The following is a 16,631-nucleotide window of genomic DNA, read 5'->3' as shown; positions in this document are numbered from 1 at the left end:
GAGTTGCAGCCACGGAAACCGTCATTGCGAGCGAAGCGAAGCAATCCAGAATCCCCCCGCGGCGACGGTCTGGATTGCTTCGCTTCGCTCGCAATGACGAGGTATTGGGGGCGTTCCTCAGACCGCCCGCGCCATTGCATTGCCGGCCGTTTGGTCCTCAAGTATGTTGGGTAGAACCTGTGCCCACCTTCGCTGCGACGTTGTCGCGGAAAGCCCAAATGTCCGATCTCGAAAATGCCAATCCCTCGGCTGCGGGCTCCGTTCGGAAGCCTCGGACCTGGGATTTCATGGAGACGTTGCTCGGTGCGCTGATTGCTTGCGCCGCTTATTTATTGTCGGCCCAAGTGTTGCTGACTCTTATCCTGAAGCCCATGGATGGGTCGTCAGCCGAGAAAATTGACGCGTTGTGGTACCAACCGAATTGGCAGGGCGCCGCGACCATCCTGGGATCCCCTGCTGCGGTTACCGTACTCTGGGTTGCGACCCGGAAGGCAGGTAGAGAATTCTCGGAGTATTTGGCTTTGAACTGGCCGCGCCCGGGCCAATTGTTGAGGGCCGTGGGCATTGTGGCCGTCGTATTCGGCCTGCAGTCTGTGTTGTCTTACCTCGTGCTTGGTCCGCAGGAGCAAACGACGAGCGCGTACATCGGCGTCGGCGGTGCGGGCGGGTTGCTGATCATGCTCGTAGGGAGTTGCATCGCCGCGCCGGTTGTGGAGGAGTTGATCGTTCGGGGCTTCATGTTCCGCGGATGGTCCGAGACATTTCTAGGGGCGATCGGGACCATTGTGCTCACGTCTGCTTTGTGGCGATCTGCCACGTCCAATACAGCTGGATTGGGCAGACCAATATTTTCCTCTCTGGACTTGCTCTTGGCTATATCCGTTGGAGAAGTGCCTCAACCTGGCTGACAGTGATAGCCCACTCAACTTCCAATATCGTCGTCTTGCAATGCGTCCGTACGTCTAGCGCTCAGGCCACCAGCGCGATCGCGATCGGCATCGTGATCGCCGCCAAAATCGTTTGCAGCGTGATGATCTGCGCGAGCAGCGGCGCATCGCCGCCCATCTGGCGGGCCAGCACGTAGGCGCTGGGCGAGGTCGGCACCGCCGCGCAGACTGCGATGATCGCAAGGCTCGTCCCGGTCAGCCCGAACCACAGCGCGAGCAGAAGCGCGATCACGGGCATCAGCACGAGCTTGAAGGCGACGCCGATGGCGGCGGCCACGCTCGGGCGGAGCAGGCCGTTCAGATGCAGGCCCGCGCCGGTGACGAGCAGGCCGATGGCGAGGGAAGAGCGGCTCAACGCATCCGCCACCTCGTGCCAGATCCTTGGCAGCGGCAGGTGCAGGACGTTGACGAAGAGGCCGATCGCGCAGGCCCAGATCAGCGGGTTGCTTGCCACGGTCATGACGATGGCGCCGACGGACTGCTTGTTCGGCGATGCGTAGTGCGCGAGGACCGCGACGCTGAACACGTTGACCAGCGGAATGATCGCGACCATCGCGACTGAGGCCAGCGCAAGGCCGACATCGCCGAACAGATTGGCCGAGACCGACAGCGCGACATAGGTCTGCCAGCGGGTCGCGCCCTGGAAGATCGAGGTGAAGGCGGGCCCATCGATGTCGAGCCGCGCCAGGGCCGGGCGCAGCGCCAGGCACAACAGTGACATCGCAAGCGAGGACAAGAGCAGTGCGCCGCCGACGCCTGCGACCGGTACCTTGTCGAGGTCGGCCTTCACCAGCGTCTGGATCAGCAGCATCGGAAATAGCACGTAATAGGTCAGCCGCTCCAGCCCGTGCCATTGGGTGTCGAGCCGCATCAGGCTGTGCTTCAGCACTACGCCGAGCACGATGAGAATGAAGACCGGCAGCAGTGCAGCAATCACCACCGCCATGGGTCAGTCCGTTCCGGGTGCCGCGCGAAGATTGGCGAGGCGATCGAGCGCGCCTTGCAGGATGAAGATCGCGGCGTGCTCGTCGATCACCTCGGCGCGCTTGGCGCGGCTGACGTCCATGCCGATCAGCTCGCGCTCGACCGCCGACGTCGAGAGACGTTCGTCCCACAGGCCGATCGGCAAGGCCGTGAGGCCGGCAAGATTGCGGGCGAAGGCGCGGGTCGATTGCGCGCGCGGGCCCTCGCTGCCGTCCATGTTGATTGGCAGGCCGAGCACGAAGCCGACTGCCTTGCGCTCTGTGGCGATGGCAAGGAGCTTTGCGGCATCCTGCTTGAACGCCTTGCGCTGGATGGTCTCGACACCGGTCGCGAGCCGCCGGTCGGGATCGGAGACGGCAACGCCGATCGTCTTGGTGCCGAGATCGAGCCCGATCAGCGCACCGCGCGCGGGCCAGTGGGTTGCAGCGTCGATGAGAGGTAGGATAGGTGCCGGCATGGCGTTAGCGCATACCATGCGAAGCGCTGCGGAGTGAACCGAGAACAATGGATGCGCTGACCTTATTCGGCCTGTTCGCCGTCACCGCGATGCTGGTCTGTTATGCGCTGGAGGATCGCAGCCACTGGTTCGTCCTGCTGTTCGCCGCATCCTGCGCGCTCGGCTCGGCCTACGGCTTCCTGCAAGGCGCCTGGCCGTTCGGCGTGGTGGAGGCGATCTGGGCGATGGTGGCGCTGCGGCGTTGGTCGTTCAGGCCGCGATGACCTCGTCATCCCTGTTCAGGCAGGACACGAACCCTTGGAGTGCGCTGTACTGGTGGCCGGCGCGGCGCTGGATGAACAGCGTCTCGACCCCTGCATAAGACGGGGGCAGCTCGTGGATCGCCACGTTGCCGATCATCGCGCTGCGTTCGACCACAGCGCGGGGCAGCAATGTCACGCCCATGTCGGCGGCGACGCAACCGATCATGCCGTCGAGCGTGCCGAGCTCGAAGCGCGCCGCCGAGGGCCAGCCGAACTCGACGAAGATCTGCTCGAGCCGCTGGCGATAGGTGCAGCCGGTGCGGAACACCAGCGCCGTCGGGCCCGACTCCGGCGTGCCGGCGCGGAGCTCTTTGAGTGATGCCCAACGGCGCGCGCTGACCAGCACCAGCTCCTCGCGGAAGGCGCTGACGGCGATGAGCTCGGCATGCTCGATGGGACCAGCGACGAAGGCGCCGTCGAGCGCGCCATCGAGCACGGCGGCGACGAGATCGGCGGTGGTCGCGGTGCGCAAGCTCAGCCGCACGGCAGGGAAACGGCGATGGAAATCGGCGAGCAGCGGTGGCAGGCGAACAGCCGCCGTCGTTTCCATCGAGCCGATCGCGAGCGGTCCCTTGGGCTCGCCATCATCGCGCGCGGCAAGGAAGGCCTCGCGCGAGAGCGCCGCCATCCGTTGCGCGTAAGGCAAAAGCCGTTTGCCCGCGCCGGTCAGCGTCATGCCGCGGCTGTGCCGCTCGAACAGGGGCGTGCCGATCTCGGCCTCCAGCGCCTTGATCCGCTGGGTGACATTCGACTGCACCGTATTGAGCTCTTCCGCGGCACGGGTGATGCCGCCGGCGCGGGCGACCGCGGCGAAAGTCCTGATATCGCTGAGTTCCATGGCCTCGTTTCGTTTTCGAGATGGCAGCGTTCGAAAGAATTCAATTTTCAAGAATGTTATTCTCACTTAGTGTCGCTGTCCACACAGGAGGAGCCATGGCGATCACCACACCGCTGACCACGCTGCTCGGCATCGAGCACCCGATCCTCCTTGCTCCGATGGATATCATCGCTGGCAGCAGCCTGGTGACGGCGGTGAGCCGCGCCGGCGGCTTTGGTATTCTGGGCGGCGGCTATGGCGAGAGGGCTTGGCTGGAGCAGGAGACGGCGAAGCTGAAAGCGCTGCGCGTCCCGTTCGGAATCGGCTTCATCACCTGGAGCCTCGCCAGGCACCCCGACCTTCTCGATATCGCGCTCGCGGCAAGGCCCGCAGCGATCATGCTGTCGTTCGGCGATCCCGCGCCGTTCGCGCCGAAGATCAAATCGACCGGTGCGCGGCTGATCTGCCAAGTGCAGGACGAGGCCATGGCGCGACAGGCGCTCGATGCCGGCGCGGACGTTCTCATCGCGCAAGGCACCGAGGCAGGCGGCCATGGTGCATCCCGCACCACCGTCGATCTCGTGCCTGGAATCGTCGATCTCGCGGCGGGTCGTGTGCCGGTGGTCGCGGCCGGCGGCATCGCCGACGGGCGCGGGCTCGCCGCCATGGTGATGCTGGGCGCAAGCGGCGTGCTGCTCGGTACGCGCTTTTATGCGAGCCAGGAGGCCGACGGCGCTGACGAGGCGAAACGGCGCATCTGTGATGCAACGAGCGGCTCGACCATGCGCGGCATCATTTTCGATCTCTCCCGCAACAATGTCTGGCCGGCGCCGTTTACCGGGCGATGCCTGATCAACGATCACGCCCGGCGCTGGATGGGGCGCGAGGTCGAATTGATGCAGAATGTCGCCAAGGTTGCGGCTGATTATGCCGCCGCAAAGGCGAGCCGCAATTTCGACGTCGCCGCCGTGATTGCAGGCGAGGCGGTCGGCCTGATCCATGATATTCCGCCGGCAGCCGACATCGTCGAGCGGATCGCAGCTGAGGCGGAGCAGTTGCTGACCGGCCGGCGCAACTCCGTCGCTTCCGCTGCTTGAACAAGAGAGAACAACCATGTGGCCTGACCGTCGACTGATCGACCTCTTCAAGATCGAATTTCCGATCGTGCTGGCGCCGATGGCCGGCGTGATGGATGCGGAGCTCGTGATCGCCGCGGCGCAGGGCGGTGCGCTCGGCTCGCTGCCATGCGCCATGCTGTCGGCGGAGAAAGCGCGCGAGCAGGTCAATCTCATTCGCCAGCGCGTCTCCACGCCGGTGAACATGAACTTCTTCTGCCACACGCCGGTCGAGCTCACGGCCGAGGCCGAAGCGCGCTGGAAGCAGCGCCTCGCGGGCTACTACAAGGAGCATGGTCTCGATCCGGCGGCGCCCATCAATGCAGCCAACCGCGCGCCATTCGATGCGGCGTTCTGCGAGGTCGTCGAGGAGCTGAAGCCAGAAGTCGTCAGCTTCCATTTCGGCCTGCCGGACAAGGCGCTGCTGAGGCGCGTCAAGGCGGCCGGGTGCATCGTGATTTCCTCCGCCACCACCGTGAAGGAAGCGGTCTGGCTCGAGCAGCACGGCGTCGATGCCGTGATCGCGCAAGGCGCAGAGGCGGGCGGCCATCGCGGCATGTTCCTGACTGAAAATATCTCGGAGCAGCCCGGCACCTTCGCGCTGGTGCCACAGGTCGTCGATGCCGTGAAGGTGCCGGTGATCGCCTGCGGCGGTATCGCGGATGGACGCGGTATCGCCGCTGCCTTCGCGCTCGGCGCGTCCGGGGTGCAGATCGGCAGTGCCTATTTGCGCTGCCCGGAATCCAAGGTCAGCGCCGGCGGTCGCAGGGCACTCACGGAGGCCGGGGACGATTCCACCGTGATCACCAATGTGATGACCGGCCGGCCCGCGCGCGGTGTACAGAACCGCCTGATGCGCGAAGCCGGCCCGATTTCGCCGGACGCGCCGGCCTTTCCCCATGCCGCGACCGCGCTGGGGCCGTTGAAGGCGGCGGCCGAAAAGCAGGGGAGGGTGGATTTCACCAATCTCTGGGCGGGACAGGCCATCGGCATGGGCCGCGAGATGCCTGCGGCCGGATTGACCCGGGACCTGGCCAAATCCGCGCAGGCCCGCCTGAAAGCGCTGGCCGGCTAGGCGCGATGAGATCCAGGAGGATCGTCATCGCGCTTTAGGTTATTGTTTGCGCATGATCTTTCGGAAAACCGCTGCGCACTTTGCGCTAACGCGGCCCTTCGGGTCCGGATCATGCGCCCAGCGCCGGTTGCGGCGCAAAACCGGCCTCTGCTATACGGCAGACAGGATTTCTGCCGTTCGAGGCCTTATATAATGTCCGTTGACGCCGCTACCGTCCGCCGCATCGCGCATCTCGCGCGCATTGCGGTTTCCGACGATGAGGTTCCGCATCTCCAGGGCGAGCTCAACGCCATGCTTGCCTTCGTCGAACAGCTCTCGGAGGTCAATATCGAGGGCGTCGAGCCCATGACCTCGGTGACCCCGATGGAGATGAAGAAGCGCGAGGACGTCATCAGTGACGGCGAGATCGCCGACGATATCGTTGCCAATGCGCCCGCGACCGAAGGTCACTTCTTCCTGGTGCCGAAGGTCGTCGAGTAGCATGGCGTTTTCGAGCGAAGTGGAAGCCGGTTCGCGTGAAGAAAACGCGTCAAACTAAAGAGTATTAGGACACGAGTCCGATGTGCCTGCTATGCGACGATGAGAAGGCCTATCAGGCCTACATGAACTATCTCGACGCGATGGAGCGGCAGGGCAAGACTGCCGATCCCAATGTGGCCGTCAATGCCGTGCTCGACGAGATCGAGGCGGCTGCGAAAGCCGCCGCCAAAAAAGACGACCCGGCCAACGACAAGACCCTGTCTCCGTTCTTCTGTAGCCCGATCAATAAATGACCGATTTGACATCGCTGACGCTCGCCGAGGCCCGCAAGGGTCTCGCCGACAAGACATTCACGTCGCTCGAGCTGACCGACGCGCATCTGAGCGCGATGGAAGCTGCACGCGCGCTCAACGCCTTCATCCTGGAGACGCCCGACCAGGCGCGCGCCATGGCGCGCGAAGCTGATGGCAAGATCGCCAAGGGTAGTGCCGGTCCGCTCGCCGGCATTCCACTCGGTATCAAGGACCTGTTTGCGACGAAGGGCGTGCGCACCACGGCCTGCTCAAAGATCCTCGGCAATTTCGTGCCGACCTACGAGTCGACCGTCACCTCGCAGCTCTGGCGCGATGGTGCGGTGATGCTCGGCAAGCTCAACAATGACGAGTTCGCGATGGGCTCGTCGAACGAGACCTCCTGCTTCGGTCCTGTCGGCAATCCCTGGCGGCGCGAGGGCTCCAACACGACGCTGGTGCCGGGCGGCTCGTCCGGCGGCTCGGCCTCGGCCGTTGCTGCGCTACTCTGCATGGGCGCGACGGCGACCGACACCGGCGGCTCGATCCGCCAGCCAGCGGCCTTTACCGCGACCGTCGGCATCAAGCCGACCTATGGCCGCTGCTCGCGCTGGGGCATCGTCGCCTTTGCCTCCTCGCTCGATCAGGCAGGTCCGATCGCGCGCAGCGTACGCGATTGCGCGATGCTGCTGCGTTCAATGGCCGGCCACGACCCGAAGGACACGACGTCCGTCGACATCGCCGTGCCGGACTATGAGGCCGCGATCGGCAGGTCCGTGAAGGGCATGAAGATCGGCATACCCAGGGAATATCGGCTCGACGGTATGCCGGCCGAGATCGAAAAGCTTTGGGAAGCAGGCGCGGCCTGGCTGAAAGCGGCCGGCGCCGAGCTCGTCGAGGTGTCGCTGCCGCACACCAAATACGCACTGCCGGCCTATTACATCGTGGCGCCGGCGGAAGCCTCGTCCAACCTCGCGCGCTACGACGGCGTGCGCTACGGCCTGCGCGAGCAGGGACGCAACATCATCGAGACGTATGAAAACACCCGCGCCGAAGGCTTTGGCGCCGAGGTGAAGCGCCGCGTCATGATCGGCACCTACGTGCTCTCCGCCGGCTACTACGACGCCTATTACCTGCGCGCGCAAAAAGTGCGTACGCTGATCAAGAAGGATTTCGAGGATTGCTTCGCCAAGGGTGTCGATGCGATCCTCACGCCGGCGACACCGTCCGCCGCCTTCGGCATTGGCGAGAAGGGCGGCGCCGATCCGGTCGAGATGTATCTCAACGACATCTTCACGGTGACCGTGAACATGGCCGGCCTGCCGGGCATCGCCGTGCCCGCCGGCAAGGACGCGCAAGGCCTGCCGCTCGGCCTCCAACTGATCGGCCGGCCCTTCGACGAGGAGACGCTGTTCTCGCTCGGCGAGGTGATCGAGCAAGCGGCCGGCCACTTCACGCCGACGAGGTGGTGGTGAACATGGCGGCGTATATCGCCAGCCTCGACTGCGCCGCGCCTGCGCCGAACCTCAGCGCGCCGCTCGCAGGGCTCTGGTGGGCCGCGAAGGGCGACTGGGACAAGGCGCACAAGATCGTCCAGGACGAGGACAGCCGCGACGCCGCCTGGGTGCATGCCTATTTGCATCGTGTTGAAGGCGATCTCGGCAATGCCGGCTACTGGTATCGCCAGGCGGGCCAACCGGCCGCGAAGGATTCATTACAGACGGAGTGGGAGCGCATCGCTGCCGCCCTGCTCGGGAGCACGACATGAGCACGGCCACGCACAAGCTTCTCAAGGGCGCCACCGGCGACTGGGAGATGGTCATCGGCATGGAGATCCACGCCCAGGTGACGTCGAACTCAAAACTGTTCTCGGGCGCGTCCACCGCATTCGGCGGTGAGCCGAACACCCACGTGTCGCTGGTCGACGCGGCGATGCCCGGCATGCTGCCGGTCATCAACGAGGAATGCGTCAGACAGGCTGTCCGGACCGGGCTCGGGCTGAACGCGAAGATCAATCTTCGCTCGGTGTTCGATCGGAAAAACTATTTCTATCCCGACCTGCCGCAGGGCTATCAGATCAGCCAGTACAAGTCGCCGGTGGTGGGTGAGGGGGAGGTGCTTGTCGAGCTCGACGGCGGCCGCAGCGTCAACGTCGGCATCGAGCGGCTGCATCTGGAGCAGGATGCCGGCAAGTTGCTGCACGACCAGTCGCCGTCGCTGTCCTTTGTCGATCTCAACCGCTGTGGCGTCGCTTTGATGGAGATCGTCTCAAAACCGGACATCCGCGACGCCGAGCAGGCCAAGGCCTATGTGACCAAGCTGCGCTCGATCGTGCGCTATCTCGGCACCTGCGACGGCGACATGGAGAAGGGAAACCTGCGCGCCGACGTCAACGTCTCGGTGCGTCGTCCCGGCGGGCCGCTCGGCACCCGCTGCGAGATCAAGAACATGAACTCGATCAACTTCATTGGACAGGCGATCGAGTACGAGGCGCGGCGCCAGATCGAGATCCTTGAAGATGGCGGCGAGATCGACCAGGAGACACGGCTCTACGACCCCAACAAGGGCGAGACGCGCTCGATGCGGTCGAAGGAAGAGGCGCACGATTACCGCTACTTCCCCGATCCCGATCTCTTGCCGCTGGAGTTCTCGCAAGAGTTTGTCGATGCGCTGAAGGCGGAGTTGCCCGAACTGCCGGATCAGAAGAAGACGCGCTTCGTCGCCGACTTGGGTCTGTCAGCCTATGATGCGAGCGTGCTCGTCGCCGAGCGCGAAAGCGCTGACTTCTACGAGACCGTGCTGGACAGGCTCGGCAATCGCGCGCGCGACGGCAAGATGGCGGCGAACTGGGTGATCAACGAGCTGTTCGGCCGTCTCAACAAGGAAGGCCGGGCTATTTCGGGCTCTCCCGTCGCCGCCGAGCAGCTTGCCGCGATCATCGACCTGATCGGCGAGGGTACGATCAGCGGCAAGATCGCCAAGGATCTGTTCGAGATCGTCTGGCAGGAGGGCGGCGATCCGCGCGCGCTCGTCGAAAGCCGCGGCATGAAGCAGGTCACCGATCTCTCGGCGATCGAGAAGGTGGTCGACGACATCATCGCGGCCAATCCCGACAAGGTCGCGCAGGTCAAGGATAAGCCGCAGGCGCTTGGCTGGTTCGTCGGCCAGGTGATGAAGTCGTCTGGCGGCAAGGCCAACCCGCAGAGCGTCAACGACCTGCTCAAGTCCAAGCTCGGCATCTGACGCGATGCGGTGACGGCGCGTGCCGTCACCGCGATCCTGCCTTCGCGCATCCGTCGCGCGCATGCGGCGACACCGACGTCGCCTCGATCGCACCGTCCACGTCCAACCGAATCGCCATCTTCGATTCGTGCAAAACGGCGGCTGCGAGCACGCTCCGGCGAGCGGTCGCGCCGTTAAGCATGAAAATATTTTCATTGCCAAAATTCACGACTCAGAGTCCGCGAAACGCACTTCGTGCGCCTTCGAGCGAGACGCAACGCGCGACGGAACGTCGATCGCGCGCAATGTGCGAATGCGGAATGGGCTTGCAGCATAGGGTTTTCTTGCAATCGATGCTTTCGCCGGCGCTGATGCGGCAGGCACTTTCCGCATAGACGATCGAACGACTCGTCGAGCGCGTGCGCGAAGCGCGGAGTACTTGCGCGCTTTGCTCCGTCAACACTTCCTTAAGCGAGAAGATGTTTTTTTCGCCGTGTTGGTGTATTCGGGATGCAGTGCATTCGATCCCCGAATGCACGCAGCGATTAAAGCCATCTCACACATCGGAGGGCAACATGGCCAAGAAAGCGAAGAAGGCGAAGAAGGCGAAGAGCGCAGTGAAGAAGACTGCGAAGAAGACCCGCAAGGTCGCGAAGAAGAAGAAGTAACTTCGCTTCTGAAGTCGCCGGCCTCTCTGACGGCCGGCACGTCATCAGCGCCTTCTGCGATCTGGTTTGCCTCAGGCAGGGCAGGTCTCAGTCAACCGGGCTCTGATCGGCGATAGAGGGTGTCGGCGAGACATCAGGTCAACGGTCGGATCGTCCTTCCTTGCCGAGCTTGCTCGTCAAGGTCTGGTCCGGCAGAAGAAACCAGTTTTCTTCGTTCGGTGCGGTTCGCCTTTATCGGCCCCGCAATTTCATGAGTAGCCTCGCGGCCAAAATGAAATCTGGTCCTGACGTGTTCGCCGACGCCCTCGTTCGAGTAGCCGGGATCCTCGCCGGCGTTTTCATTTTCCAAAGTTTCAGGTCCAAGGCGTGACACGCAGCCGAACAGGCTTGCGCCCCCTGTGGTCCGACTGCGCGCCCACACTCCGGCGTCATCGCCCGGCTTCGACCGGGCGATCCAGTATTCCAGAGGCAGTGACGCATACGGAGAAGTCGCAGCGTACTGGATTCCCCGCCGTCGCGGGAAATGACGGCTCAGGAGGTGGCTGCGATCGTGCGCCTCTCACCACGCGCGATGGTTATCATCGTCCGAAGATCCGAACGGTAAACAAAATCTGACGGATCGCAGAAGTGCTTGAGAATCCCTGACTTCTTGCATTTTCGCAGCCGCGCCGCGTGACCTCGCGTTTACGTCCCCTTCATCGCGATACTTAAACTGCCATTCAAATTTGCTCGCCAAGATCGCCTCAACAAGCCGGCAAGAGCGGCATGGGGACGAGTTGAACAGTTTGGACGGGAGCCGCGCTCGGGGGAACGAGGCGGCACAACAATAAAGGGGATGCGACATGTTTCAGGGGACTTTCGATCTGGAGACCGCGACGCCGATCGACGCGACTGCGTTGTCGGACGTGCTGTTCGAGCGGGGCATGTATTGGGCGAGCGGCCGCTCCGGCCTCGTCGATCTCATCGCTGCGCATAAATGGTTCAACCTCGCGGCGTTGAAGGGCCGTAGGGACGCGATCGCGCTTCGCCAGGAAGTCGCCGGGCAGATGTCGGATGCCGAGATCGCAGCCGCGCAGCGCGAGGCGAGGGCCTGGGCCACCGCGCACTGACCGGTTCACTCCGCCGCAGGGAACCGAACTTTGACCGATCGATGCGATCGCGCCAAGGTGACCTTAGGCCGACCTCGTGATGAGATCAGACGGCAAACGAGGCCGGCGCTTCGCCGGCGCAATGCCGGCGCCACATTTCGGTGAGGGCCTTTTCGACGTCTCGCGCCATGCCGACAGTATCGAAGAGAGGCCAGGTGGACCGATGCGTCGCCAGCTTGCTCTTGAGGGCGGTTCGAAGTTCGGAGTCGTGCGCGATCCGAAGCGCCAAAGCCTCATATTCGTCCAGCGATCGCGTCACCAGTTCAGGAAGGCCGACAGCATTCAGGAGACTGGCTGCAACACGTCCCGCAAAGGCGGTGCCGAGGCATGTCAGGACCGGCAAGCCAGCCCACAGGGCGTCGCTGGCCGTGGTATGGGCGTTGTAGGGCAACGTGTCCAGGAACAGATCGGCAAGCTGGTGGCGCGCCAGGTGTTCGTCGATAGCGATGGGTCGGGCAAACACGATTCTCTCGGCGGCGATGCCGCGCGCAACGGCTTCACGCCTCAGGTTCTCACTGGCGATCGGGCCCCCATCAAACAGCCAAAGGACGCTGCCGGCGGTCTTGGTAAGCAGCCTCATCCAGACATCGAACAGCCGGGGCGTGATCTTTAATGTTTTGTTGAACGCGCAGTAGACGAATGCATCGTCCGGCAGCCCGACCTCGCTTCGGGCCGGTGCATTTGACAGGGGCGGTCGCCTTGCGTCGGTCGCCTGATAGCTGTTGGGGAGATAAATCACCTTTTCGGCGTAATACTTCTGCTCTGCTTCGGGGATGACGATCCGGTCGGCCATGATGTAGTCGATGTACGGCGCGCCCATCGTGCCGGGAAAGCCGAGATAGTTGACCTGGATGGGAGCCGGCCGGTGCGCAAGGATTTTCGGCCGCGCAAGGGCGGTGAAGCCTCCGAGATCGACGAGGACCTCGATGTCGAGCTGGCGTATCAGCTTGACCACGTCCTCGTCGGCAAGGTGCCTGACGTCTTCGAAGCGCTCGAATGCTGCCTTCACGCGGTCGCGCATCTTGCTGCGGTCATCCGGTCCGTAGGAGATGGCGCTTATGTCGAAGCGCTCGCGGTCGTGCTCCTCGAAAACTCCGGCCATCAAATGCGCGGTGGCATGATTGTGAAAATCGGCAGACACGTACGCGACCCGCAGCCGGGAAGCCGGTGACGGCGTTCTGGGTCTCGCGGCACCTCGCTCCGGGGCGACATTGGCGACATATGTCTTCGCACAGGTCAATTGGTGTGCGGGAGACGACGAGGCGAGAATGAAGGTGAGGGGATCGATCGCCACGCCGGATTCTGCGGCCTCGTCCAGGGCGGCCCGCTCACGTTCGAAACTGCGCCAGTCGGCGCGCTTCTGCCTGGAATCAACGAGCTTGCTCAGCGCGAACGGGAAGGCCTTGTTCAGTGAGACCGTTCTTTCGAGCGCCTCGATCGCTTCGTCGTGTCGGCCCATTTGGGTAAGGACCTCAGACAAGACGAAATGGTACTGTGGATTCGACGGTGTGAGCTCGACGGCCCTTTGGTAGCTGTCGTGTGCTTCGTCGAGCTGACCGAGCTGCTGGAATGCACTGCCTCGGTTCAAGAACGCTGCGCTCGATGGCGCGATCGCAATGGCACGATCAAGCTCCGCGATCGCGCCGTGAAGCTCCTTCCGTGCAAGCAGGATCGCTCCGCGATTGAGATGCGCATCGGCGAAGTCCGGCGACAGGGCAATCACCTTCGCAAGCCAGGCGAGCGCATCGTCTGTCTTGTCCAATGCACGCAGCACGTTGGCATAGTTGAAAAGAACGTCGGGATTGCCGGGGTCGACGCGGGCAGCCTTCTTGAGCAATGGCTCGGCGTCCGCGAAATTGCCGCGGTGGGCCTGCAACAGCCCCAGCATATGCAGCGCGACGGGATGTGTTCTGCTTCCCTTCAGGATGGTCGTGTAGCCGCGTTCCGCATCCGACAGTTTGCCCGAACGGTGGGCCGCAATCGCCTGGTCCAGAATAGCCGACGGATGGAGTGAGGAGGGGGCCGAAGCTCCCTTGTTGCGGCTTTGCTGCGACATGTGATTGGGTTTCCGGACCCCGATGGCGGGTCTGTGCTTTGGCGAACTGGTGCAAAAAGACTAGTCGCCTTTACTCGAGAGAACAACGCGGCTCGTGCTGCAAGGCACGAAACAGCGCTCGTGCCGAGTCTCCACGCGCGACCAACTGACGCGATGGCTGCCCGATGTGCGGGCGTGACGACGGCCGGCGCTCCGGACGTCAGCCAGTGCCAACCTGTGCTTGGCTTTCCTCGCTGCAAAAGCTTTCATGTGCAAAGAAACCCGCCAGCCTCAATTCTGCCGCTTGCGGCTCGCCGCCGGGTCGGGCATACCCGGCGAAGCCGGAGACGTGGCCGAGTGGCTGAAGGCGGCGGTTTGCTAAACCGTTATAGGCTTGTAAAGGCCTATCGAGGGTTCGAATCCCTCCGTCTCCGCCAGTCGTGACGTCCAGCCTCCGTTACAAATCCCCCGCACAATATAAGTCCAAGGTTAGTCCGGCCGCGGCGGCAGCTCGTCCCCCGCGAAATCGCACTTTGTCTTTGGCTTGGCCTGGTGCGCCCAACGGTCGAACGGCGCGGCGACGAGACCATCCAGCATCCATTCCGAGTCGGTTGCCGATTCTTCGATTCGCGTGCGTCGCAAGGGCGTCACGGAGAGCTGGCACGGCCGCCGCTTCACGGCGAAGAATTTGGTGGCATTTGGAACCGTTTCAAAAACGGCATGGAAAACAAATACTTACAAACGCGCCGCGATCACATCCACGTGTTATTTGTGCAACACCCGTTGGAAAACGCGCTTCGTAGGGCCGGTCTGGAGCGTTCTTTTGTTGTGTGTGCAAGGACGTTCGGTAATTGTGACCGGGCGACGGAGGGGGGCATCCCGAGGTCGTCCCGTTTTAGGTGGTTCGCTTAAGTCCCTCGCGTTCATGCGGGTGTGTCCGAAGGCGCGAAGCGGCTAGGCGGTGATTTGAAACGGGAATGGGAAATTGGCCATCCGGTCAGTGACCTTCCCTGAAGAGCAACTTGGAGGTTTAACATGAAGTTGGTTAAGAGCCTTTTGCTCGGCTCAGCGGCGGGTCTGATCGCCGTGGGCGGAGCACAGGCAGCCGATCTCCCCGTGAAGGCCAAAGCGGTCGAATACGTGAAGATCTGCTCCCTGTACGGTGCCGGATTCTACTACATGCCGGGCACTGACACCTGCATCAAGTTCGGCGGCTATCTGCGCGCCGATGCCTGGGCCCTCGGTGGCGACTACGGCTTCCGTCAAGGCGCGAACCAGGGTTCGAACAACCGTCTGACCAACTACTGGGGCAGCCGCGCCCGTATGGACTTCACGGTCGATACGCGTACGGCCACCGAGTACGGCGTGGTTCGCACCTACGCTGATATGGTCTTCACCTGGGATACGACCTCGGTCACCGGCAGCAACCCGTCGACGTTCTCAACCGGCAGCGCCTCGCTCGGTCTCTACCACGCGTTCATCCAGTTCGCTGGCTTCACCTTCGGCCGCACGGTCTCGATCTTCGACGCACCGTGGCAGAGCTATCCGGCTGGCGGTCCCGATACCATTCCGGGCGGCTCCAACCACGTCACCGGCGTGAACCAGGTCGCTTACACGGCTGATTTCGGTCAGGGCATCACCGCTTCGGTGGCGTTGCAGGATGAAACGACTTCGGCAGGTGGCGAGTCGAACCTCTGGAACCTGTCGGGTGCGACTGCAGCCAACATGGTTCAGGGTATCTACGGCAACAACGATTGGGGTGGAACGCGTGTTCCCGACCTCGTCGGTGCGATCCGCGTCGACCAGGCTTGGGGTCTGGCCCAGTTGTCGGTTGTTGGACATAACCTCCATGCCGCCTACTACGGCCTGACTGAGCCGACCGGTCACCCCGACGACAAGTGGGGCTGGGCAGTTCAGGGTTCGTTGTCGATCAAGAACATCCCGACCGGACCTGGCGACTCCATCAACTTGCAGGCCGTCTACACGGATGGCGCGTCTCGCTACAACTTCCAGAGCCTGTTCCCGCAGACGTTCTTTATGTACAGCGGCAGCGGCATTGGCGCCTACCAGGGCCTCGGGATCGCCGGCATTGCTGATGGCGTCTTCGTCAACGGCTCAGGTATCGAGACCGTCAAGACTTGGGGCTTCCGTGGTGGCTACACCCACAACTGGAACCCGAACTGGGCCAGCGCCATCTACGGCGGTTACGGCGCAGTGCAATACGGTGGCGGTGGCAAGACCGCGATCTGTGCCAACATGGTTGGGCTCCTCGGCTTGACCGGCAACTGCAACCCGGACTTCAACTTCGCAGTGATCGGTGTCAACACCGTGTGGACCCCGGTCAAGAACCTGGCCTTCACGGCGGACGTCAACTGGTCGCGTCTGGACCAGAAGTACTCTGGCGTCATCGCGAGCCCGGGCGTTCCTGCGGCTGCCAAGCCGGCAGCTCTGTATGAGATGAAGGACCAGGACTCGGTCTCCCTGCTCCTCCGCGCTCAGCGCAACTTCTAAGATCGATCTTTCGACCGATCAGAGAACCCCGGCGGGAAACCGCCGGGGTTTTTCTTTGCTGGTGTTGCGGCCTATATTGGCTCGACCGAGCCGGCTTTCTCGAGGGGGAGCGGCATTGAAGTCTTCAGCGTGAGTTGCGGTTCGACCATTCGAACGGGAGCGGTGATTGGCGCGCTTGGCGCAGCGATCGTCGCTGCCATAGGCTTTGCACATGCCCAAGGCGCCGGTGGCATGGGAGGGGGCTCGGACAGCATTGATCCGGGAGCAGGCGCCGGTGGCCCACCTCGGCCCGTAGTTAGCTCGCCTGGCGGGCCGCAAAAGGGTGCAATTCAGCCAGGTCGCCGAGACGATCCTGCCCATCGTCGACCTCGCCGACTCGTCCGGTAGAACAGCGCGCCGCCCAAGAGATTGCCCGTCGTGAACGCTGCCTATGATCGATCATTCGGCCGATCAGAGAGAGAATCCGACGAGCAGCCACCTGGGTTTTTCTCGCGGATGTTGCGGGGTATATTGGCTCGAACGTAACGGCTTCTTTCCGAGGAAAGCAGCGGAGTTGGAGATACGACTGTGAGCAGTTGGA

General features: G+C 63.1%; 15 protein-coding genes, 1 tRNA gene and 1 pseudogene. 12 read left to right on the top strand and 5 right to left on the bottom strand.

All coding sequences use genetic code 11. The annotated features are described in order from the left end of the window. The first annotated feature begins 218 nt into the window (after positions 1-218). Positions 219-1,084 (top strand): annotated as a pseudogene (locus tag SO139_RS32430) (CPBP family intramembrane glutamic endopeptidase). Here SO139_RS32430 and SO139_RS32425 read toward each other — a convergent pair. Both SO139_RS32425 and ruvX read right to left on the bottom strand, forming a co-directional pair. Beyond that, positions 970-1,893: an AEC family transporter gene (locus SO139_RS32425; RefSeq protein ID WP_449380892.1), complete on the bottom strand. Its 924-nt coding sequence runs from the start codon at positions 1,891-1,893 to the stop codon at positions 970-972. The pseudogene SO139_RS32430 and the gene SO139_RS32425 sit on opposite strands and share 115 nt — an antisense overlap. A gap of 3 nt (positions 1,894-1,896) precedes the next feature. Next, entirely contained in the window at positions 1,897-2,388 is a 492-nt protein-coding gene (ruvX, locus tag SO139_RS32420; RefSeq protein WP_449380891.1) for a Holliday junction resolvase RuvX, read from the bottom strand. A 47-nt stretch (positions 2,389-2,435) separates the two neighbouring features. Here ruvX and SO139_RS32415 point away from each other — a divergent pair, with 47 nt between their 5' ends. After that, complete coding sequence (locus SO139_RS32415) at positions 2,436-2,651, top strand: hypothetical protein (protein ID WP_449380890.1); 216 nt, start codon at positions 2,436-2,438, stop codon at positions 2,649-2,651. Here SO139_RS32415 and SO139_RS32410 read toward each other — a convergent pair. Then, a complete protein-coding gene (locus SO139_RS32410; protein WP_449380889.1) occupies positions 2,638-3,528 on the bottom strand; it encodes a LysR family transcriptional regulator in 891 nt (296 codons plus the stop codon). The genes SO139_RS32415 and SO139_RS32410 overlap by 14 nt on opposite strands. Positions 3,529-3,623: 95 nt before the next feature. Between SO139_RS32410 and SO139_RS32405 the strand changes: the two genes are divergently transcribed. The 7 genes from SO139_RS32405 to gatB all read left to right on the top strand — a co-directional run bounded on the left by SO139_RS32405 (position 3,624) and on the right by gatB (position 9,710). Beyond that, the gene (locus tag SO139_RS32405) at positions 3,624-4,604 is read left to right on the top strand and encodes an NAD(P)H-dependent flavin oxidoreductase (RefSeq protein ID WP_449380888.1); all 981 of its coding nucleotides are present in this window, start codon (positions 3,624-3,626) and stop codon (positions 4,602-4,604) included. A 16-nt stretch (positions 4,605-4,620) separates the two neighbouring features. Then, a complete protein-coding gene (locus SO139_RS32400) occupies positions 4,621-5,697 on the top strand; it encodes an NAD(P)H-dependent flavin oxidoreductase (protein WP_449380887.1) in 1,077 nt (358 codons plus the stop codon). 192 nt (positions 5,698-5,889) lie between these two features. After that, the gene (gene gatC / locus SO139_RS32395; protein WP_449380886.1) at positions 5,890-6,177 is read left to right on the top strand and encodes an Asp-tRNA(Asn)/Glu-tRNA(Gln) amidotransferase subunit GatC; all 288 of its coding nucleotides are present in this window, start codon (positions 5,890-5,892) and stop codon (positions 6,175-6,177) included. Positions 6,178-6,257: 80 nt separating this feature from the next. Continuing rightward, positions 6,258-6,470 carry a hypothetical protein gene (locus tag SO139_RS32390; RefSeq protein WP_284262967.1) on the top strand — a complete coding sequence of 71 codons (213 nt, stop codon included), beginning with the start codon at positions 6,258-6,260 and terminating at the stop codon, positions 6,468-6,470. After that, positions 6,467-7,942, top strand: coding sequence for an Asp-tRNA(Asn)/Glu-tRNA(Gln) amidotransferase subunit GatA (gene gatA, locus SO139_RS32385; protein ID WP_449380885.1), 1,476 nt, complete (start codon positions 6,467-6,469; stop codon positions 7,940-7,942). The genes SO139_RS32390 and gatA overlap by 4 nt, the downstream gene beginning before the upstream one ends. 2 nt (positions 7,943-7,944) lie before the next feature. Then, positions 7,945-8,235, top strand: a complete 291-nt coding sequence (locus SO139_RS32380) for a hypothetical protein (RefSeq protein WP_449380884.1) — start codon at positions 7,945-7,947, stop codon at positions 8,233-8,235. Then, complete coding sequence (gene gatB, locus SO139_RS32375) at positions 8,232-9,710, top strand: Asp-tRNA(Asn)/Glu-tRNA(Gln) amidotransferase subunit GatB (RefSeq protein ID WP_449380883.1); 1,479 nt, start codon at positions 8,232-8,234, stop codon at positions 9,708-9,710. The genes SO139_RS32380 and gatB overlap by 4 nt, the downstream gene beginning before the upstream one ends. 25 nt (positions 9,711-9,735) lie before the next feature. On the opposite strand, the gene SO139_RS32370 is transcribed toward gatB, so the two are convergent. Beyond that, the gene (locus tag SO139_RS32370; RefSeq protein ID WP_449380882.1) at positions 9,736-9,918 is read right to left on the bottom strand and encodes a hypothetical protein; all 183 of its coding nucleotides are present in this window, start codon (positions 9,916-9,918) and stop codon (positions 9,736-9,738) included. A 1,281-nt stretch (positions 9,919-11,199) separates the two neighbouring features. Here SO139_RS32370 and SO139_RS32365 point away from each other — a divergent pair. Continuing rightward, positions 11,200-11,466, top strand: coding sequence for a hypothetical protein (locus SO139_RS32365; protein WP_449380881.1), 267 nt, complete (start codon positions 11,200-11,202; stop codon positions 11,464-11,466). An 85-nt stretch (positions 11,467-11,551) separates the two neighbouring features. On the opposite strand, the gene SO139_RS32360 is transcribed toward SO139_RS32365, so the two are convergent. Then, positions 11,552-13,561 carry a tetratricopeptide repeat protein gene (locus SO139_RS32360; RefSeq protein WP_498541253.1) on the bottom strand — a complete coding sequence of 670 codons (2,010 nt, stop codon included), beginning with the start codon at positions 13,559-13,561 and terminating at the stop codon, positions 11,552-11,554. Between the two features lie 322 nt (positions 13,562-13,883). Between SO139_RS32360 and SO139_RS32355 the strand changes: the two genes are divergently transcribed. Both SO139_RS32355 and SO139_RS32350 read left to right on the top strand, forming a co-directional pair. Then, positions 13,884-13,977: transfer RNA gene (locus SO139_RS32355), tRNA-Ser, on the top strand. Positions 13,978-14,575: 598 nt separating this feature from the next. Beyond that, on the top strand, positions 14,576-16,051 hold the full coding sequence (locus SO139_RS32350; protein ID WP_449380859.1) for a porin: 1,476 nt from the start codon (positions 14,576-14,578) through the stop codon (positions 16,049-16,051). Positions 16,052-16,631: the final 580 nt, after the last annotated feature.

Source organism: Bradyrhizobium sp. UFLA05-89, from assembly GCF_059803475.1.
Note: the sequence above shows the minus strand (reverse complement) of the source record. Positions and strands in the feature narration are given on the sequence as shown.